The following is an 18038-nucleotide window of genomic DNA, read 5'->3' as shown; positions in this document are numbered from 1 at the left end:
AGCAGACCCCGGGACGCCGCCAGATGCCGCTTCTTCATGTTGAAAATCTCACCCGCAGCTTCGGCTCGACCCGCGCACTTGCCGGCGCACATCTGTTGATTAAACCCGGAGAAATCGTTGCCCTCATGGGCGCAAACGGCGCCGGCAAATCGACGCTGGTCAAGATCCTTTCGGGCGTGCTGGAAGCCGATGGCGGCACGATGAGGCTGGATGATCGCCCCTTCACCCCAAGGACACCCTCCGAGGCGGCAAAGGCCGGCATCGCGACAGTGCATCAATCGACCGATATCGTCGGTGCTGCCGGTCTGACGGTGGCGGACGCCCTGCTCCTCCACCGCTTTGCCGAGCGCAGCACGCCTTTCTTCGTCTCGCGCAGGAGCATCCGCCGCGAGGCAAAGGCCATGCTCGACGCCATTGGTTTTTCGCTCGCGCTCGATCGAGATTTCGGCGATCTATCCGCCGCCGACCGGCAACTGGTCGCGATCGCCCGCGCGCTGGCCAACAGAGCCGATCTCTTAATCCTCGACGAGCCGACGGCGAGCCTTTCAGGCGACGAAACCCGTCGGCTCTTCGATATTTTGCTGCGCCTGCGCGCCGAGGGGCTTGCTATCCTTTACATATCGCACCGGACGGCGGACCTCGAGGCCATCGCCGATCGCGCCGTCGTCATGCGTGGCGGGCGCGTCGTCGGCAGCTTCAAAAGGCCAATCGATTTCCCGAGCGCGATCGAAACGATGATCGGCCGCAGGCTGGATGCCGCACGACCGGACGCACGACTGGCGACGGGGCCAGCAGTCTTCGAGATGCGAAACGCACAACTGGTGCCCGCGAGCGACCCTTTCGATCTGCTACTGCGTGAAGGCGAAGTCGTCGCCGTGACCGGGGTGCTCGGCGCCGGAAAGAGCAGGCTGCTTTCCGCGATCTTCGGCGTCGCACGCCTCGCCGGCGGCGAGATGTTGCTCGGCGGTCGACCGCACAGACCGAAATCTCCTGCCGACGCGATTGCCGCCGGCGTCGCCATGGCAGCGGAGGATCGCCATCGCTCCTCACTGATGCCGCCCGCCTGGCCGGGCAATTCGCTGGCTGCGACCATAAGCCTGCCGCATCTTGCCAAATGGTATCGCAACGGTTTCCTTTTCGGCGGCCGCGAAAGACGTGAGGCGAGCGACGCGATCGCCCGCCTTGGGATCAAGACCGCGGGGCCACTTGCCTCCATCTGGACGCTCTCGGGCGGCAACCAGCAGAAGGCGGTGATTGCGCGGTGGGAAGCGGAACCGAGCCGACTGCTCCTCCTCGACGAACCGTTCCAGGGCGTCGATGTCGGTGCACGCCGCGACATCATCGAGGCGATCCGCGCCCGCACCGACCGCGCCACATTGATCGCCACGTCCGATCCGGAGGAGGCCCACGAGGTCGCCGACCGCATCCTCACCATCGATCGCCACACGCTGCGACCGGTTGCGACCGATGCGGTCTCTTCCGCCATTCAGGGAACATATGCATGACCACGATCGAGGATGGGGCTCTCGCGCAACAGGCCGAAACGCCGGAGACCCCGAGCATTGACCGCCAGAAAGGAACCGCGAGCGCAATCCTTCGTTCAGGGGCCGTCTTCATCCTGCTCTGCCTGATGCTCGTTGGCTTTGCCATTGCCGAGCCGGCCTTCATCACTCTCGGCAATCTGATGAGCATCCTGCAGGCCGTGTCCGTCGTTGCCATTCTTGGTGCGGGCGTTACGGTGACACTCGCCGTCGGCGGTTTCGATCTCTCGATTGGCGCCGTCGCCGCCTCCAGCGTCATGGCCGCAAGCTATGCGATGATCGTCTGGCATCTTGATTCCTTTGCGACAGTGCCGCTGGTTCTGGCCTTCGGCGCCGCGATCGGGCTTCTCAATGCTTTCCTGATCGTACGTCTGCGCGTGCCTGATCTGCTGGCGACACTCGCCGTTATGTTCCTGCTTTCGGGACTCCAGCTCATTCCAACGGCAGGGCGTTCGATTTCCGCGGGCTTCGTCCTGCCGAATGGCTCCAAGGCGACAGGCGCCTATGATGCGGCCTTCCTCCTCATCGGCCGCTACAGCCTCTTCGGCACGCTCCCGGTTTCCGTCATGCTGATGATCGTCGTTGCCATCGTCCTTTTCGTCCTGACCGAGCGCACGCGTATCGGCCGGCTGCTGTTTGCAACGGGTGGTAACGAGGTCGCTACGCGGCTTGCTGGAGCATCCACGCCGCGCTTGAAGACCCTTGCTTACGTCATATCCGGAGCGCTTGCCTCCCTCGGTGGCATCGTCATCGCAGCCCGGGTTGGACGTGGCGACGTCTCGTCGGGCGGCTCTTTGCTGATGGATTCGGTTGCGGCCGCGCTGATCGGCTTTGCCGTTCTCAATCTGCGCCGCCCGAACGTGCTCGGCACCGTCGTCGGCGCCGTCTTCATCGGCGTCCTTCTCAACGGTCTCACCATGCTGAATGCTCCCTACTACACGCAGGACTTCGTCAAGGGTGCCGTTTTAGTCGGAGCGCTTGCCCTCACCTACGGGCTCGGCCGCAACGTCGATCGCTGAACTTGACACCGGGCTTGCGAAATTTTCCTGGCAGGCATCGCTTTTGGAATAACGTTCCTCCTTTGCAACATAAATCTATATAATTTGTGGACTACACGAAACGAGAGGGTTATTCATGAATGAGGGACGTGGACCGGGCTTCGGGCGCCGGGAGATCTTGAAGCTCGCGGCGGTCGCCGGGGCGACATTTGCAGGGACAGGCGTCTCCGCCGGCGGACAGGCAAGTGCCGCAGACGACGGTCTTTCACTGAAGGGCAAGCGCGTCGCGATCAGCGCCACGGGCACCGACCACTATTTCGACCTTCAGGTTTATAACGCCCAGATCGAAGAGGTGAAGCGGCTGGGCGGCGAGCCGATTGCGGTCGATGCCGGCCGCAATGACGGCAAGCTGATCGCCCAGCTCCAGACGCTCGTCGCCCAGAAGCCGGACGCCCTCGTACAGATCCTCGGCACACTCAGCGTCATCGATCCCTGGCTTAAGAAAGCTCGCGACGCAGGCATTCCCGTCCTGACCGTCGACGTCGGTTCGACCAACTCGATCAACAATACGACCTCCGACAACTGGGACATCGGCAAAGACCTCGCCCTGCAGCTCGTCTCCGACATCGGAGGCGAAGGCAACATCGTCGTCTTCAACGGCTTTTATGGCGTAACACCCTGCGCAATCCGCTATGACCAGCTCGTCAACGTCATCAAATACTTCCCGAAGGCGAAAATCCTTCAGCCGGAGCTGCGCGACGTCATCCCCAATACGGTTCAGGACGCGTTCACGCAGATCACCGCGATCCTCAACAAGTATCCGGACAAGGGCTCGATCAAGGCCGTCTGGTCGGCCTGGGATATCCCGCAGCTCGGCGCCACCCAGGCGATCGCCGCAGCCGGCCGCAACGAAATCCGCACCTATGGCGTCGATGGCAGCCCGGAAGTTCTCCAGCTCGTTGCCGATCCGAACTCCCCTGCAGGCGCAGATGCAGCCCAGCAGCCGGCCGAGATCGGCCGGGTCGCGGTTCGCAACGTTGCCAGGCTTCTCGCCGGCCAGAGCCTGCCGCGCGAAACCTATGTACCGGCACTCCTCGCGAACAAGGACAATGTTGGCGAGATCATCAAGAAGCTCGGTATCGGCTGACACCGGTCCTGGCGATGCGGCACCCGCCGCATCGCTCCCATTTCTCTTGTGAGCAGCCTGCAACATGACCGCATCCGCCATCGCGCAAACAATCGAGAATGACGAGTACATCATTCGCCTCGACCATGTCGTGAAGCACTTCGGAGGCGCGCAGGCGCTTGCCGGCGCCGCGCTTGCCGTTCGCCGCGGCACCGTGCACGGGCTTGTCGGACAGAACGGAGCCGGTAAGTCGACGCTCATCAAGATTCTTGCCGGCCTGCACACGCCGGACGAGGGGCTGATCGAGATCGAAAGCAAGCCATACGATCGGCTGACGCCGCATCTGTGCGAGGCACTCGGCATTCATTTCATCCATCAGGATCGGCTGCTGGTACCCACCTTCACGATCGGAGAAGCCCTGTTTCTCGGACGGGAGGCCCGCGTAGCCGGTACACCGTTTCTCAATCGCCGCGCCATGCAGCGGCGCGCGGAAGAAATTCTCGCCAACTATTTTGGCGTGGAGCTGCCCAAGGATGCCTTGATCGGCGAGCTTTCCACCGCCGAGCGCCAGATCGTCCAGATCACCCGCGCACTGCTTCATCAGCCCAAAGTGCTGGTCTTCGATGAGCCAACTGCGGCACTTGTCCGTCGTGAGGCCGAAATTCTCTTCCGCCTGATCCGCCGCCTTTGCAGCGAGGGCGTGACCATCATCTACATCTCCCATTATCTGAACGAGATCGAGGAACTGTGCGACCATGTGACGGTGTTGCGCAACGGCGTCGATGTTGCCTGCCTGGAGATCAGCCAGACGTCTGCAAAGGCGATCGCCAGCCTGATGATCGAGCGCGACATCACCGAGATGTTCCCGAAACGCCAGGTAGAGCTCGGCGAGGAAGTTCTTAAAGTCCAAGCCCTTTCGGCACCGAACCGCTTCAACAACATCAGCTTTTCGCTGCGCCGCGGAGAGGTCCTCGGCATCACCGGGCTGCTGGGTTCGGGGGCCAAGGACATTGTGCGCACGCTCTTCGGACTTCAGCAGGCGGCATCCGGTGTGATCGAGATCGCGGGCAAGACGGCGCAACCGCGCAATCCCGTGCAGGCGGTCGACCGGCAGCTTGGGCTGGTGCCTGAGGACCGGCGCGGCCATGGCGTCGGCCTTGATCTCAGCCTAAGCGAAAACATCACCCTATCGAGCCTTGCCCGATATACGCGCTTCGGATTCCTGGAGGGAAGACGTGAGCGCGCCGATACCGACGACCTCATCAAGCGCCTGCAGATCAAGACCGCGGGCCGCGACACGCTGGTTCGCACGCTGTCCGGCGGCAATCAGCAGAAGGTGGCGATAGCCAAGTGGCTTAGCCGCCAATCGGAGATCTACCTTCTCGACGAACCGACCGTTGGGGTCGACATCGGCTCCAAGGTCGAGATCTACTCGCTGATCGGCGAGCTAGCTGCTCGTGGTGCCGGCGTCATCGTGCTCTCGTCGGATCTACCCGAGCTTGTAGGCATGACCGACCGCATTCTCGTGTTTTTCCGCGGCCACGTGATCCGCGAGCTCGTCTCCTCGAAGACCACAACGGATGAAGTGCTGGCGGCCTCGACCGGCGCTTCGGAAGGATTGCGCCATGTCGGCTGACGTCCAGTTTGCCTCCCTCCCCGCTGCTTCGACCAGGCATTTGCCCCGGGTAAGGGCTGGTAAGGGCAGGGTCGCAGCTTCGGCGCTCCGCGTCGGTTCGCTGCTCGCCTTTGCGTCGATTCTCGTCGTGTTCTCGCTTACCGCCCCCTATTTCCTGACGATTGGCAATATCGGCAATGTCCTTGGCCAATCGGCCATCGCAGGCGTCCTGGCGATCGGCCTCACAATCGTGCTCATCGCCGGTGGATCGAACGTCGTCACCGGCGGCATCGATCTGTCGCTTGCCGCCAATATGGGGCTCAGCGCTGCGACCTATGCGACGCTGATCCAGCTCGGATACGGCGATCTCACCGCAGCAGGCGGCGCGCTTTTCACGGGACTTGCAATCGGCGCGGTCAATGCGGCAGCCGTGGTCTTTGCCGGCATCGTGCCTCTCCTGGCAACGCTTGCCGTCATGAACGTTGTCGCCGGCCTCGAGCTGGTCCTGACCCAGAACACCGTCGTCCCCGCCTCGACGGATTTCCTGACCGCGATGTCGGCGTCCGACGGCTTCGGCATTCCAGTCCTTGCCTATGTCCTGATGGGCTTCACCGCGCTTGCAGCGGCGATCGTCCAATACACCCCGCTGGGACTGAGACTTTATGCCGCCGGCGAGTTCCCGGATGCAGCCCGTGCCGCAGGCCTGCCGCTCAAGCGGTTGCTTGCGGGAGCCTTCGTCGTCAGCGGTCTGTGCGGCGGCTTCGCCGGCATTCTCTCCGTCTCCTATCTCAGTGGCAGCACCACCGGTTCGGGCGAGATGTTGCTGCCGGTCGTCGTCATTGCGCTGCTTGGCTCGGTCTTCTCGCGCCGCCTCGTTCCGACGATCACCGGAACACTGGTTTCCGCTCTCTTCGTCGGCTTCCTCATCAACGGCTTCCAGCTTCTGAACCTGCCGAGCACGCTCGTCAGCGGCGTCCAGGGTCTCCTGATCCTGATCGTCGTCTCGGCCACGACGCTGTTGCGTAAACGGGAGATCTGACCATGTCCGCCTCGACATTTGCCGGGCGATACGCCGCAGGCTTGGCTAGATACGGCCTCATACTGGCCCTCGTCGTCGTCTTCTCGATCTTCTCAGCAGCCGCACCGACCTTCCCCACTTTGGGCAACCTGCAGGGCATTCTGGTCAACAATTTCACCTTGCTCGCGATCGTCTCGATCGCCATGACCCTGACGGTTTCGGCCGGCGGCATCGATCTTTCGGTCGGCACCGCGGTGGACTTCGCAAGCTTCGCCTTCGTTTCCCTCGTACTTACCGGCGAGCCGATCGCCGTTGCACTTCTGGGCGGGCTCGCGGCAGGTGCCGTCGTCGGTGCCTTCAATGCCATCCTGATCTCGGCGATCGGCGTGTCGCCGTTTCTGGCAACGCTCGGCACCTTGTTCATCGGGCGCAGCATCCAGCAGCTTCTGACGAACGGCGGCAATCCGGTCTACCTGCCGCCCGCGGGCGTGCCGGAGGCCTTCCGTTTTCTGGGGCACGGGGTTATCGCGGGCGTGCCGGTGCCACTCTTGATCGCCGCTCTCATCATTGCCGGCGTCTCGGTGCTCCTTTCCCGGACGCGGTTCGGCCGTGTCGTGCTTTCGATCGGCATTCAGCCAAGCGTCGTACGCTATTCAGGGGTCGGCCGTGGCCCTCATGTTGCCGCGACCTTCATCCTCGCCGGGATCATCGCGGCGGTCGCGGGCATCATCCTGACGGCAACCGTCACGGTCTATATCCCCTCTTCCGGCAATGCCTTTCTGCTGAATGCGATCGGCGCCACCTCCATCGGCACGACATTCTCGCCGCTCGGGCGCCCGAATGTCGCCGGCACCGTCCTCGGCGTCCTGCTCCTCAGCATCGTTGCCAACGGACTGCTTCTGACAGGCCTCAATTTTTACTGGCAGCAGGTTGCCACCGGCACCCTCATATTCGCGGTGCTGGCCTTCAGCTTCATCAACAGGAAAGCGGCCGACGCCTGAGCGAGGTCCAATCGAAAACATGCAGGAACAATGACATGAGCCGAGAAATCAGGCTGAACGCCTTTGACATGAACTGCGTCGGACACCAGTCTCCAGGACTCTGGCGCCATCCACGCGACAAGTCATGGACCTACAAAGATCTCGATTATTGGGTGCATCTGGCAAAGACGCTGGAGCGCGGCAAGTTCGACGGGCTCTTCATAGCCGATGTGCTCGGCGTCTACGACGTGCTGAACGGCAATGTCGATGCGGCACTGCGCCATTCTGCCCAGGTGCCGGTCAACGATCCGCTGCAGCTTATCCCGACAATGTCTTATGAGACCGAACATCTAGGCTTTGGCCTCACGGCGTCGCTCTCCTTCGAGCATCCCTATACGTTCGCCCGGCGCATCTCAACGCTCGACCATCTCACCAAAGGCCGGGTCGGCTGGAACATCGTCACGTCCTATCTCAACAGCGGTGCGCTCAACGTCGGCCAGCCCGCCCAGACGAACCACGACGACCGCTACGAGCTTGCCGAAGAGTATCTTGAGGTCTGCTACAAGCTGTGGGAGGGAAGCTGGGAAGACGGTGCCGTGGTGCGTGATCGGGAAAAGGGCATCTTCACCCATCCGCAGAAGGTCCACCCTATCCGTCACGCCGGGAAGCATTTCACCGTTCCTGGCATTCATCTCAGCGAGCCGTCGCCGCAGCGCACGCCCGTGCTCTACCAGGCCGGCGCCTCCAGCCGCGGCAAGGATTTCGCCGGCGCCCATGCCGAATGCATTTTCGTCGCAGCCCCGTCCAAGGCCGTACTCAAACGCTATGTCGCCAATGTGCGGCAAGCGGCCGAACGTGTCGGCCGCAATCCCCGGGAGATCCTTGCCTTCAATCTGCAGACCGTCGTGGTCGGCGAAACGGATGCCGAGGCACAGCGAAAGTTCAACGAATACCGCAAATACGCTTCATTCGAGGGGGCGTTGACGCTGATCTCCGGCTGGACAGGCATCGACTTCGGCCAGTTTGGCCCCGATGAGGTGCTGCGCCACCGCTATACAAATGCCGTGCAATCGGCCGTCGAAACCTTCACGACCATCGATCCCGACAGGGAATGGACGGTTCGGGAGATGGCGGACTGGGTGGGCGTCGGCGGCTTCGGCCCTGTCTTTGTCGGCTCGCCCTCTACGGTCGCCGATCTGATGCAGGAATGGGTCGACGATACCGATGTCGACGGCTTCAATCTCGCCTATGCGATAACGCCGGAAAGCTTTGAGGACGCGGTCGACCTTCTCGTGCCGGAATTGCAGAGGCGCGGCGTCTACAAGACCGAATATCGCCAGGGCACCCTGCGCGAAAAGCTTGGTGGAAAAGGCCCGCGCCTCGCGGTCCCGCATCCCGGCGCGGTCTACCGCAATCTTGGATCTGAGCCGACGCGCCTCGCGGTTTAGAGGTTTGAGTCCCACGCACCTCGATGGTCAAGATCTCGGCACGCTCAAACCCACACTCTGTTCATTTGGTCGCGTCCCCTGCGCTGCGATCAGGTTGCGATTATATGGTCCGGAAGCCGATCAAAATTGAGGAAGCGCTAAGGCAGGTCGAGCAGGGCGCGATTTCGCTCTGATCGGCGGGGAAGACTGGGAAATCGAAGGGCCGTCTCTGCGTCCCTTGAAAAAACCCATGACAACTGTCACGTGTATTACGACAGATGACATAGGAGCTTATCATGGCGGTCGCAACGATAAAGGTCTCTTCCGAAAAACAAGGCGGGGAACTGCAGAAAGTCGTGGAACTGCTCGGTGGAGCCCGCACGCTTTCTCGTCGCTTAACGAACGCTCTCAACGCCCACGAACTGCTTCTTAGCGGACTGCCCGCGTGCGGTTTGATCAGGCAGGTTGCGCCGCGACATGGGATAACGGCGAAGGCGCATACCGGGTCGGGGGACGCTGGAACAGCAAAGGCGTGCGCGCTGTCTATTGTTCCGTTGATCCCTCGACGGCAATCCTAGAGGTCGCCGTCTACAAGAGCTTTCGTACGCTCGACACAGTTGCGCATGTACTGACGGCAGCGGACATAACCGACACGTCGTCGATGCATGTCGTTGATCCCACGACTGTGCCCAATCCCAACTGGCTGCACCCCGGCATTCCGAGCGCCGGACAGCAGGCGTTTGGTGACGAGCTACTTCAGAAGCACCGTTTCGTGGGTATCCCGAGTGCAGTGTCCAGCCATAGCTGGAACCTCGTGTTTCATCGCGAGCGCGGCGGCAGGCTCCTACTTGCTGAAGTTGCAGGAACCCTTCGCTCTCGACACCAAGCTGCACCCCCCTCAACGGCATGAAGTCGTTAGCCGGTGTATCCTGTGTGTGATCGGCAACTTCGTGGCCAGTCTGGCGCTGCCGACAAACAAACGTTGAAACGACGCGACGGTCAACATGATGCAACAAATCAAGGTGACGATTGGCCTGTAGCTGAAGCCCTTTGGGAGCGCACGAAGCGCACCTGATTCAGCCTGTCGATCGACCCGTCCACGAACAACTTGGCATCGAGGTTCGAGAGCGGCTCGCCGAACAGAAACACTGGCAGGTCGCGGATGATCGCCCTGCCCATAGAGACGCGCGTTGGCCGCCCGAAAGCTGGATGCCATCCCAGAGAGTAGTGTAGCCGCCATCTATCGTCAAAATACCGCTTTTCATTGAGATTTTGCTTGCCTCACCGATGAACACTCAAGTCCGCGACCAATTAGTTAGCCATTGTTTATCTGCCAACCGCGTAGGCCTGCATAAGGCGGGGGGTCGCGGCGGCCCTTAGAAGACCGTCCATGTCCCGGCGCGCTGCGGTCAGACGGCCCACGGTCCAAGGATCGGCAACCTGTACCTTGTGGCCACGCCGGCGCAGCTCGTCGAGCGTCGAAGTGCCGACGCTGCTTTCGACCATGATCTCGCCGGGAGAACTGGTGCGCGGGTAGAAGGAACCCGGGAAATGCGAAGTGTGGAAGAGCGGCATGTCGATACATGCCTGTAGGTTTTTTCCGTGATGGACGTAGCGCAGGAAGAAAGGCAGCTGCCACTGATCCTGCTGATCGCCGCCAGGCGTGCCGAAGACCATCGTCGGCCGGCCCTGATACAGCGCCAGCGAGGGAGTGAGCGTCGTCCGGGGTCGCTTGCCCGGCTCAAGAGAAGTCGGCAGTCCGGGCTTCAGCCAGAACATCTGGGCGCGAGAGTTCAGTGCGAAGCCGAGGCCCGGGATGATCGGCGAAGACTGCAGCCAGCCTCCAGAAGGCGTGGTTGAAACCATGTTGCCCCAGCGGTCGATCACATCGATATGCACCGTGTCGCCACGTCTTTCGCGAAGATGCGACATGGTTGGCTCGTAGACCGTGCCCTTGCCGCTCATTTCGGCAAGCATGGCCATGGTCACGTCGAATTGGCGGTTGTAGCCTGGCACGCGGCCGGGGCGCAGCTCGAGCGAAGCTCCCTCGCCGATCAGTTTCCGGCGTTCGCTATTATAGCTTTCCGACAGCAGATACTCGATGGGGATCTGCGCGAAACTCGGATCTCCGTAATAGACTTCGCGATCGGCGAAGGCGAGCTTCATGGCTTCAATGACGGTGTGTACGAAGTCCGGCCCTGACGGGTCCATCGCAGCGAGATCAAGGCTTCTCAACAGCGCCAGGGATTGCAGCAATACAGGTCCTTGGCCCCAGGCCGGCGTTTTAGCAATCGTCCAGTCGTGGTAGTCATAGGTCTGCGGCGCCTCGACCGTGGCGCGCCAGCTTGCCATGTCATTAGCGTTCAGCACGCCCTTGTGCCTGGCTCCGCTCGCATCCATGACGGCGGTGGTGCTGACGAACCTTTCGATCGCCTCGGCCACGAAGCCCCGGTAGAAGGCGTCGCGGGCGGCCTCGATCTGATTTTCCCGACCGCTCTTCGCTTCGGCCACGGCAATCACCCGCTTCCAAGTTTCCGCCAGAACAGGGTTCTTGAAGTTGCGGTTCGGCTCCGGCGCGCTACCACCCGGCAGCCAGGTTGCGTGGGAAGTCGGCCATTCCTTTTCGAAGAAGCCGCCCAGTCTCGTGATTGTCGCAGAAACCGCGGCAAGCACGGGATGGCCCTCTTCGGCGTAGTAGATCGCTGGCTCGAGAATATCCCGGATGCTCATCGTTCCGTAATCGCGCAACATCAGCATCCAGCCGTCGAAGGCGCCGGGGATAACCGTCGCCAGCAAGCCGTCGCCGGGGATCAGGTTCAGGCCTTCGGAGGTGTAGTGCTCGATCGTCGCGCCGGCCGGTGCCGGTCCCTGGGCGCAGATGACCTCGACCTTGTCCTTTTTCTTCGAATAGAAAATGGCGGGCATGTCGCCGCCTGGGCCGCATAGATGCGGCTCGACGATCTGCAGCACGAAGCCGGTGGCGACAGCCGCATCGAAGGCGTTGCCCCCCTTTTCCAGGATCGCCATGCCAACCGAAGACGCGATCCAGTGGGTCGACGTGACGACGCCGAAGGTGCCGAGGATTTCCGGTCGTGTCGTGAAGCTAGTCATCGTATTATGTCCTCAGGAATATGGCTTGCCGGCGATTTATGATGTCTTCAGGATCCCAGGGTCGTGCAAACAAAGGCGTGGATGACCGGGCAGAACAGACAAATGAGACCTGGGCCGGCAAGCTGATCGATCAAGCAAAAGTGGGCAGACGTGAGGGGCATCGGGTGATAGCCATGTCCGTCTCATATCAGATTTGACTACGCTTCCAAAGAATTCATACATTTTATACGCTCGGTGCCGTCGTCAAACTACAAGTGAAAATTGCATGACCAACTTGAATCTTTGAAGGGTCCGGGGAAGCCGCCATGGACGTCGGTTGCAGCTTCTTTGCCTGTTGGCGCTGGAACAATGGGATAGAGGGCGCTGCTAGCGCTGCCATCGGAGCACGCCTCGTCATCCTGAAGAATTTCACGGCGGAAGTTGTAAGAAAATGGAAGAGCGAAGCGGAGGAGCGCGCCTTTCAGCAACTTGCAAACGGGCGGGCTCCGCGCGACGGGAGCGTCGCCTGAAGGGTTGATGCTGATCGGAATGGTGTTCTGGAGGCATCCGCCAAACATTCGAGCAACCCTATGGATGCACCGGTACAAGCCCACCGCGTTCCCCCCCAAATCATCGCCTACGCAGTGTGTCCCGCGATAGGTTTCGAGAGGAATGGCAACCCATCGTCGCTGCTGGCGACTACCTGCAGACCCGAAGGCTCTCCATATGCCAGCCACCGTCATAGGCATTCGGCACGCGGCGATCTTCAAACCAGCAACGTGGCGGTGGCGGTGGTGGATCGATGTAGCGCGGACCGCTGTTGTTGACGATTGCGCCACCAATCAATCCGCCGATCACTCCAGCGGCCAGACCGCCCGCAATCGCTGCGCCGTTGTCGTGATGATGATGGCGCCGCGGTGGTGGCGGATTATCGTAGTAGGGTCTTCGCCATTCCTGGGCGGACGCCGTGTCGACGACGGCAAAGCCACTGGTGGCGACAATTGCTACGATGACCGCGAACAAGACTAGCTTCTTCATTATTGCTCCGTCTAATTGAGGGCAAACCCCGAGCGAACGAATCGCACGCTCACGATTAACGGCTCATGAACGATACTGCGCGATTCCACCAATGGCGGCGAAATGCGGAACTGGCTGGGAAGGGAATGCTCCACCTATGATTTCTGCTGGGACGACGGGCAATTGCATGGAAGCGGCAAGGAGTTCTGAAACATGGATAGGGGTACCCCGCCACGGCCTTCATGTTTTTGCGGATGGTTGCTGGGAACCCCGCTCCAGTCAGGGCGGATGGGCCTTTGTGGTCTACCGCAATGGCGTGGAACTCGCGTTCAGCTTCGGCGGCTCGTTAAACAGCACAAATAACACAATGGAGTTGCTGAGCCTGTTCAACGCCGCAGGCTGGATTAATCGCGAGAGGACCAATGAAAGGGTTACCGTGTGGTTGGACTCCATTTACGCAGTGAAGGGCTGCAATATCTGGAGGCCGATCTGGAAGAACAACGGCTGGCGGAAGGTGCGTGCGAATGCCAAGGCGAGAAACCGAAAAATAGCCGATGCAGAGCTTTGGCAGAACGTTGATCGTGAGCTCTCACGAAATCCGCTCATCACCGTAGCTTGGTGCAAGGGTCATTCGGGAATTGATGGCAACGAACGGGCGGACGAACTCGCAGATCAAGGCCGGCGATCACTCCTTAAGACCTAAGTCATGCGATGCGTCAGAATGGAGACGGGCAACTCCATACTGTCACTTAGACGTCGGTCCAGCTGGAAAAAGTTGCGGCCTGGCCGCTTGTCCTGCCGTGCTCATCGACAAGCTGCCAAACAATTCCATTCTCCACCCAGAAGTGCTTTCCAGATTTGGTGACGCGCAGCCCTCGGTAGTCGGCAATGTAGCCCTGCCGTGCCACCGCATCGAGGAGCCGCTGCCGCTCCTGTCGGTCAGGCGCCTCAGCGGACAATCGCGACGGCAGCTTCGTGAACTCGTCCCACGTATATCCGAAGCGCGTCTGGGCGGCGATGTTGGCATAAACGAAGAGCGGATCAGGATCAGTATTGTGGGCCAGAACGACAAAAGGCGCTGCACGATAGAGCCAGTCCGGGCCTTGCTCCGACGGAACAAGCGGCTTGCCGACGAGCCGCTGAAAGCTACCGGTCAACAGTTTGAAGAATTCTAAGTCAGTGGCCAGACCGGCCGACTTGGGGTGCAGATCTTCCATAGTTTCGTTCCCTCTGCGAGGTATGGGTAGGCGCCGGACATTGCCGCCCACAAAGTGGGACAGCTATGACGGATTGGAAACAAGGTCCCACACCGTCAAGCAAAGCAACCCGATAACGGTCTAGGCGTCAAACAGCGACGACGGCAACTCGACAGTGAATCGGCTCGCTCCGGCAAGACGGATTGCAACTGCTTCTCGCAACAGAGCAAAGCGCAGTTCCAACGCCGTGGTCTCCGGCGATCTTGGCAACCGGCTCAATTCAATAGCGAAAAGGTCAAATTCCCTTCCCAACGCGGTTTCATCAAAAGGTGCGTTCATGTGTTCACGACCGATAGTTGATTTGAAGACTCACTCGGCTACCGGCTTACAGCCAGCGACAAGACCGCGCCCAACCCTCGTGCAGGCATGCTGAATATCCAATGAACCAGCTCGCCGCACGGTGTAGCAAATCGCGACGAGTGAGGCGCGAGCCCCGGATCATCTCCCAGTACTCGAACCACTATGAACCACTCGTTCATATGGCCTTCAGGTAGCCGCAGCTACCGTTGGTTCATCGTCACTAATCGCCATGAATCTTCGGGACAATTTAGCAATGCCTTATCCTGCCACTGTATCGGCCGGCCGTGATCCGCGTCTTGATTTCTTTCGTGGCGTTGCCTTGGTCATGATTTTCATCAATCACGTGCCGGGCAATTTCCTTGAAGGCATCACCTCGAAGAATTTCGGTTTTTCCGATGCAGCCGAAGCCTTCGTGTTAATGTCAGGGATGTCCGCCGGGCTGGCCTATTCGAGTGCCTACGCGCGGGACCGCGTGCAAGCAATTGCCCGTGTCCTTCGCCGCGCACGGCACCTCTATGGCGTCCACCTACTGACGACGGGCTTGGCGGTTATCATTCTCATGAGCGGTCACCACTTCGTGGGAACCGCTGCGCTGTCAGATCGTGTCAACCTAGAAGCTTATCTGAGCGCTCCGTGGATGACGACCCTTGGCGTCGTGGCGATGACGCACCAGCTCGGCTACTTCAATATTCTGCCTCTATACATTCTGCTGCTCGCCGCTACACCAGTCTTTCTGGCAATCGCCTCGTCCAGCCGATCCGCCCTATTGACTGTGTCGGTGGGCGTCTGGGTAGTCGCGGGCCTCTACAACATCAACCTTCCCAACTTTCCGACCGAAGGGATGTGGTTTCTCAATCCATTCTCCTGGCAGTTGATCTTCTGCATCGGCCTTTGCGCCGGTATGGCATCGAAGAGACGAGAGACGTTCGTCGGATACAATTCGGCGCTCATGTTCGCGTCACTGGCCTATCTTGCTTTCTCGTTGTTCGTTATCCAGGGGCAACGCTACGATCTGACGAACTGGGGAGATCATCCTGCAATCCTCGTTGGCTTTGACAAGGGTATCCTGCCTCTGCCCCGCCTTCTCCACGTGCTGGCCCTGACCTACGTCATCTCACAGTTTGGGGTCTTTTGGCGGATTGCCGCTGACACACGCCTTGGCGCTGTTACGCTTCTTGGAAAGCAGGGACTGGCAGTCTTTGCATGGGGGTCGTTGATCTGCATAGTTCTACAGGTCATTCGCGAGGCATATACGGTTCCGCTGCTACTCGACGCGGCGACGCTCGCGGCTGGGCTGGCGGCTCAATATGGCGTCGCCAACCACCTGCAGCAGGCCAAGATATCCTCCCGCGGCGGCCCGGTGCACGCGACATAGAAACTTGACAACAAGCTCAGAACGCAACACGACACGGCCCTCATCACCTGCTCGTGATTTCATCGACGTCCACGAGTTCTAGGTTAGTCCATCCGAGCGATGCCGGACATCGCGCGATCTTTGATCGCTTTTTATAAATGCGGGCGACCTTCGACATAAAAATGCGACGGCTCGTGGGGCCGTCGCCTGCTTTGCCTGCGTGAGGAAACCGCATCATCCTGGACGCGCTTTCCCTACGCTCACATTTGCAAATGCGGATTCAAAGCCCGTCGCGGAACTCATATCCCGGCATACCATTCATAGCCGCGATCCTCCCAGAAACCACCATTGCCGCCGTAAAGTTGGCCGAGGTCCGCGACCGCCTCGATGCGGGTCAGATATTTCGCCTGCTTGTAACCGAGTTGCCGCTCGACCCTTAGCCTCAACGGGGCTCCATGCGCCACTTCAAGATCGCGGCCGTTCATCGAGTAGGCGAGGATCGTCTGCGGATGGAAGGCATCGACCAGATCGACACTCTCATAGTACCAGCCGTTGCCGTCCAACGTCTTTTCGTATTCATCCGCGCAGTGGAATACGATGTAGCGCGCCTCAGGCTTCAGCCCGACTGTTTGCAGCAGGACGCCAAGCGGGAGGCCCATCCATTTGCCGATCGCGCTCCAGCCTTCCACGCAGTCGTGCCGGGTGATCTGTGTGCGCGATGGCATCGCCTTCAGCTGCGCAAGCGAGAACTGCGATGGTTTTTCGACCAGTCCACCGACTTCCAGCCTCCAGTTCACGAACTGGCGACCCATCCAGTCGAGATATCGCGGGTTATCCGGCATGCTGGTGCCGTTCGAGCGAAAGACAGGCGAGAGATCCGCCTCGCTGAATTCACGGGCGAGCGCATTGTCGCCGAGCAGGAAGCGCTGTGTCTTCATGCTGAGACCCTCGGCGATCTTCAGGACCGACTTCGTCCGGTCGCTTTGAACCAATGCGTCGCAACCGCTCAAGCCCAGTGCAGAAGCGGTCAGGGTCGAACCGATCAGGAAGCGGCGGCGGGTAATAAGGCGGCTCATCGTCTGCCTCCCCGTTCAATGGCGTAATAGCCAGTGATCATCGAACGGAGATTGTTGAAGACACCCGACAGGATCACCATGGCGACATGCACGACGACGAAGGCGACGAGCGAGAAGGCAGTCAGGAAATGGATGGTGCGTGCCGATTGACGTCCGCCGAAGACATCGAGCAGCCAAGGGGCCACAGCATTGAAGCCCGGCGACATAGTGAGCCCCGTGGCGATCATCAACGGCAGCAACACGAAGATCACTATGAGATAGGTCAGCTTCTGCAGCGTGTTGTAGTGCCGTGCCTGCGCTCCCTTCGGAAAGCGCAGCCGGGCATGGTTGACGACCTCATCGCCCAAATGAGCGAGCGTCAGTTCATTGCCGGCTGGAACGAGATCACGGCGGAAATGCCGGCTGATCAGCCCATGGGCGAGATAGACAAGGCCGTTGAGGACGAACAGCCAGGCAAAAAAGAAATGCCAGCGCCGGCCGGTCGACAGGTCTTGGTAGCTTGGAAGGGTGAGCCAGCTTGGAAAGCCCCTCGCTGTCGCCTCGCCATCAACAGTCGAGAGACCAAGGAAGCCGGTCGTGTTGAAGGTGAGAGAACCGACATGCGTCAGCCCCTTGGCCTGGTTGCCGTCTTCGACGGCCCCCATGGCAATGAAGGAAGGGTCGTTGTCGGCTCCATACTGGCCCCAATAGAGCGCCGGATGAGCATTGAATATCTGCAGACCGCTGAACAGCAGCACGGTCAGGCAAAGCACGTTTACCCAATGCGAGAGGCGGACAGCAAGGCTGTGGCGGTAGATGAGCGTGTGGCCAGCTTCCCTACCGGAATCGATCGTCGCCATGATTTTTCTCCGGACGAATAAAAGTTCGCAGCAGAAGACGCGACCGCCGCGGATAAAGTTTCAGCGGCCGCGAGATACGAAAACGCTTACTTCATCGCGTCGCAGGCCTTCATCATGTCGGCCTTTTTCATCGCGTCCTTTTCCATACCGGCCTTGTGCATGCAGTCCGTCTTTGTGCTCGACTTCATGGCGTCCTTCGACATTGCACTGCTCTGCATATTGTCCGTCTTCATCGCGTCGGACTTCATGGCGTCCTCAGCCGACGCGGCACCGGCGAGCGAAAGCCCGACGACGAACATGTAGGCTGCAAGGCTGGAAAGAAGCTTGGTCATGGAATTCTCCTAGAATGGGATTGTCGTGTCCACCGGCTGCGTACCAATGGCTCACATCCACCCATTCGA

At 60.3% G+C, this 18038-nt stretch carries 17 protein-coding genes and 2 pseudogenes; 12 read left to right on the top strand and 7 right to left on the bottom strand.

Annotated elements, in window-relative coordinates; genetic code table 11:
• The first annotated feature begins 23 nt into the window (after positions 1 to 23).
• From WGT02_RS36450 to WGT02_RS36410, 9 genes and pseudogenes are all read left to right on the top strand, one after another.
• The gene (locus tag WGT02_RS36450) at positions 24 to 1505 is read left to right on the top strand and encodes a sugar ABC transporter ATP-binding protein (protein ID WP_024315005.1); all 1482 of its coding nucleotides are present in this window, start codon (positions 24 to 26) and stop codon (positions 1503 to 1505) included.
• On the top strand, positions 1502 to 2560 hold the full coding sequence (locus WGT02_RS36445; RefSeq protein ID WP_208245244.1) for an ABC transporter permease: 1059 nt from the start codon (positions 1502 to 1504) through the stop codon (positions 2558 to 2560). Before WGT02_RS36450 ends, WGT02_RS36445 begins: the two co-directional genes overlap by 4 nt.
• Before the next feature lie 115 nt (positions 2561 to 2675).
• Positions 2676 to 3686, top strand: a complete 1011-nt coding sequence (locus WGT02_RS36440) for a sugar ABC transporter substrate-binding protein (protein ID WP_024315003.1) — start codon at positions 2676 to 2678, stop codon at positions 3684 to 3686.
• A gap of 64 nt (positions 3687 to 3750) precedes the next feature.
• The gene (locus WGT02_RS36435) at positions 3751 to 5301 is read left to right on the top strand and encodes a sugar ABC transporter ATP-binding protein (protein ID WP_024315002.1); all 1551 of its coding nucleotides are present in this window, start codon (positions 3751 to 3753) and stop codon (positions 5299 to 5301) included.
• Complete coding sequence (locus WGT02_RS36430; protein WP_024315001.1) at positions 5291 to 6319, top strand: ABC transporter permease; 1029 nt, start codon at positions 5291 to 5293, stop codon at positions 6317 to 6319. Before WGT02_RS36435 ends, WGT02_RS36430 begins: the two co-directional genes overlap by 11 nt.
• A gap of 2 nt (positions 6320 to 6321) precedes the next feature.
• The gene (locus tag WGT02_RS36425; protein ID WP_208245247.1) at positions 6322 to 7299 is read left to right on the top strand and encodes an ABC transporter permease; all 978 of its coding nucleotides are present in this window, start codon (positions 6322 to 6324) and stop codon (positions 7297 to 7299) included.
• 35 nt (positions 7300 to 7334) lie between these two features.
• Positions 7335 to 8726, top strand: coding sequence for an LLM class flavin-dependent oxidoreductase (locus tag WGT02_RS36420; protein ID WP_024314999.1), 1392 nt, complete (start codon positions 7335 to 7337; stop codon positions 8724 to 8726).
• A 275-nt stretch (positions 8727 to 9001) separates the two neighbouring features.
• Positions 9002 to 9160 (top strand): annotated as a pseudogene (locus WGT02_RS36415) (antitoxin); the annotation flags it as partial.
• Positions 9151 to 9604 (top strand): annotated as a pseudogene (locus WGT02_RS36410) (RES family NAD+ phosphorylase); the annotation flags it as partial. The pseudogenes WGT02_RS36415 and WGT02_RS36410, both read left to right, overlap by 10 nt.
• A 427-nt stretch (positions 9605 to 10031) precedes the next feature.
• Here WGT02_RS36410 and WGT02_RS36405 read toward each other — a convergent pair.
• On the bottom strand, positions 10032 to 11816 hold the full coding sequence (locus WGT02_RS36405; protein WP_024314997.1) for a gamma-glutamyltransferase family protein: 1785 nt from the start codon (positions 11814 to 11816) through the stop codon (positions 10032 to 10034).
• A gap of 305 nt (positions 11817 to 12121) precedes the next feature.
• Between WGT02_RS36405 and WGT02_RS36400 the strand changes: the two genes are divergently transcribed.
• The gene (locus WGT02_RS36400; protein WP_024314996.1) at positions 12122 to 12325 is read left to right on the top strand and encodes a hypothetical protein; all 204 of its coding nucleotides are present in this window, start codon (positions 12122 to 12124) and stop codon (positions 12323 to 12325) included.
• A 169-nt stretch (positions 12326 to 12494) separates the two neighbouring features.
• On the opposite strand, the gene WGT02_RS36395 is transcribed toward WGT02_RS36400, so the two are convergent.
• A complete protein-coding gene (locus tag WGT02_RS36395) occupies positions 12495 to 12833 on the bottom strand; it encodes a hypothetical protein (protein WP_024314995.1) in 339 nt (112 codons plus the stop codon).
• 166 nt (positions 12834 to 12999) lie between these two features.
• On the opposite strand from WGT02_RS36395, the gene WGT02_RS36390 reads away from it, so the two are divergent.
• Positions 13000 to 13515: a ribonuclease H gene (locus tag WGT02_RS36390; RefSeq protein ID WP_029710025.1), complete on the top strand. Its 516-nt coding sequence runs from the start codon at positions 13000 to 13002 to the stop codon at positions 13513 to 13515.
• A 46-nt stretch (positions 13516 to 13561) separates the two neighbouring features.
• Here the strand turns inward: WGT02_RS36390 and WGT02_RS36385 are convergent, their stop codons facing one another.
• The gene (locus WGT02_RS36385) at positions 13562 to 14029 is read right to left on the bottom strand and encodes an MEKHLA domain-containing protein (protein WP_024314993.1); all 468 of its coding nucleotides are present in this window, start codon (positions 14027 to 14029) and stop codon (positions 13562 to 13564) included.
• A 120-nt stretch (positions 14030 to 14149) separates the two neighbouring features.
• Entirely contained in the window at positions 14150 to 14347 is a 198-nt protein-coding gene (locus WGT02_RS36380) for a hypothetical protein (RefSeq protein WP_082321281.1), read from the bottom strand.
• A 274-nt stretch (positions 14348 to 14621) separates the two neighbouring features.
• Between WGT02_RS36380 and WGT02_RS36375 the strand changes: the two genes are divergently transcribed.
• Positions 14622 to 15743 carry an OpgC family protein gene (locus WGT02_RS36375; protein WP_029710024.1) on the top strand — a complete coding sequence of 374 codons (1122 nt, stop codon included), beginning with the start codon at positions 14622 to 14624 and terminating at the stop codon, positions 15741 to 15743.
• Positions 15744 to 16021: 278 nt separating this feature from the next.
• Here the strand turns inward: WGT02_RS36375 and WGT02_RS36370 are convergent, their stop codons facing one another.
• The 3 genes from WGT02_RS36370 to WGT02_RS36360 form a co-directional block, all read right to left on the bottom strand.
• Positions 16022 to 16798, bottom strand: coding sequence for a molybdopterin-dependent oxidoreductase (locus WGT02_RS36370; protein ID WP_024314992.1), 777 nt, complete (start codon positions 16796 to 16798; stop codon positions 16022 to 16024).
• Positions 16795 to 17637 (bottom strand): cytochrome b/b6 domain-containing protein, encoded by an 843-nt coding sequence (locus WGT02_RS36365; protein ID WP_024314991.1) that lies wholly within the window; start codon positions 17635 to 17637, stop codon positions 16795 to 16797. Before WGT02_RS36365 ends, WGT02_RS36370 begins: the two co-directional genes overlap by 4 nt.
• An 86-nt stretch (positions 17638 to 17723) precedes the next feature.
• A complete protein-coding gene (locus tag WGT02_RS36360) occupies positions 17724 to 17969 on the bottom strand; it encodes a pentapeptide MXKDX repeat protein (RefSeq protein WP_024314990.1) in 246 nt (81 codons plus the stop codon).
• Positions 17970 to 18038: the final 69 nt, after the last annotated feature.

Origin of the sequence: Rhizobium sp. T1470 (assembly GCF_042140505.1) — a bacterium.
Lineage (GTDB): Bacteria > Pseudomonadota > Alphaproteobacteria > Rhizobiales > Rhizobiaceae > Rhizobium > Rhizobium favelukesii.
The sequence above is the reverse complement of the archived record's forward strand: the minus strand, read 5'-3'. Positions and strand labels throughout refer to the sequence as shown.

What these genes read in the sequence shown, in the direction of transcription:
- WGT02_RS36365 (WP_024314991.1), bottom strand. Translation starts at nt 17,637, where the DNA reads ATGGCGACGATCGATTCCGGTAGGGAAGCTGGCCACACGCTCATCTAC.
- WGT02_RS36430 (WP_024315001.1), top strand. Translation starts at nt 5,291, where the DNA reads ATGTCGGCTGACGTCCAGTTTGCCTCCCTCCCCGCTGCTTCGACCAGG.
- WGT02_RS36385 (WP_024314993.1), bottom strand. Translation starts at nt 14,029, where the DNA reads ATGGAAGATCTGCACCCCAAGTCGGCCGGTCTGGCCACTGACTTAGAA.
- WGT02_RS36420 (WP_024314999.1), top strand. Translation starts at nt 7,335, where the DNA reads ATGAGCCGAGAAATCAGGCTGAACGCCTTTGACATGAACTGCGTCGGA.
- WGT02_RS36445 (WP_208245244.1), top strand. Translation starts at nt 1,502, where the DNA reads ATGACCACGATCGAGGATGGGGCTCTCGCGCAACAGGCCGAAACGCCG.
- WGT02_RS36405 (WP_024314997.1), bottom strand. Translation starts at nt 11,816, where the DNA reads ATGACTAGCTTCACGACACGACCGGAAATCCTCGGCACCTTCGGCGTC.
- WGT02_RS36395 (WP_024314995.1), bottom strand. Translation starts at nt 12,833, where the DNA reads ATGAAGAAGCTAGTCTTGTTCGCGGTCATCGTAGCAATTGTCGCCACC.
- WGT02_RS36360 (WP_024314990.1), bottom strand. Translation starts at nt 17,969, where the DNA reads ATGACCAAGCTTCTTTCCAGCCTTGCAGCCTACATGTTCGTCGTCGGG.
- WGT02_RS36440 (WP_024315003.1), top strand. Translation starts at nt 2,676, where the DNA reads ATGAATGAGGGACGTGGACCGGGCTTCGGGCGCCGGGAGATCTTGAAG.
- WGT02_RS36380 (WP_082321281.1), bottom strand. Translation starts at nt 14,347, where the DNA reads ATGAACGCACCTTTTGATGAAACCGCGTTGGGAAGGGAATTTGACCTT.
- WGT02_RS36370 (WP_024314992.1), bottom strand. Translation starts at nt 16,798, where the DNA reads ATGAGCCGCCTTATTACCCGCCGCCGCTTCCTGATCGGTTCGACCCTG.
- WGT02_RS36390 (WP_029710025.1), top strand. Translation starts at nt 13,000, where the DNA reads ATGGAAGCGGCAAGGAGTTCTGAAACATGGATAGGGGTACCCCGCCAC.
- WGT02_RS36435 (WP_024315002.1), top strand. Translation starts at nt 3,751, where the DNA reads ATGACCGCATCCGCCATCGCGCAAACAATCGAGAATGACGAGTACATC.
- WGT02_RS36375 (WP_029710024.1), top strand. Translation starts at nt 14,622, where the DNA reads ATGCCTTATCCTGCCACTGTATCGGCCGGCCGTGATCCGCGTCTTGAT.
- WGT02_RS36400 (WP_024314996.1), top strand. Translation starts at nt 12,122, where the DNA reads ATGGACGTCGGTTGCAGCTTCTTTGCCTGTTGGCGCTGGAACAATGGG.
- WGT02_RS36450 (WP_024315005.1), top strand. Translation starts at nt 24, where the DNA reads ATGCCGCTTCTTCATGTTGAAAATCTCACCCGCAGCTTCGGCTCGACC.
- WGT02_RS36425 (WP_208245247.1), top strand. Translation starts at nt 6,322, where the DNA reads ATGTCCGCCTCGACATTTGCCGGGCGATACGCCGCAGGCTTGGCTAGA.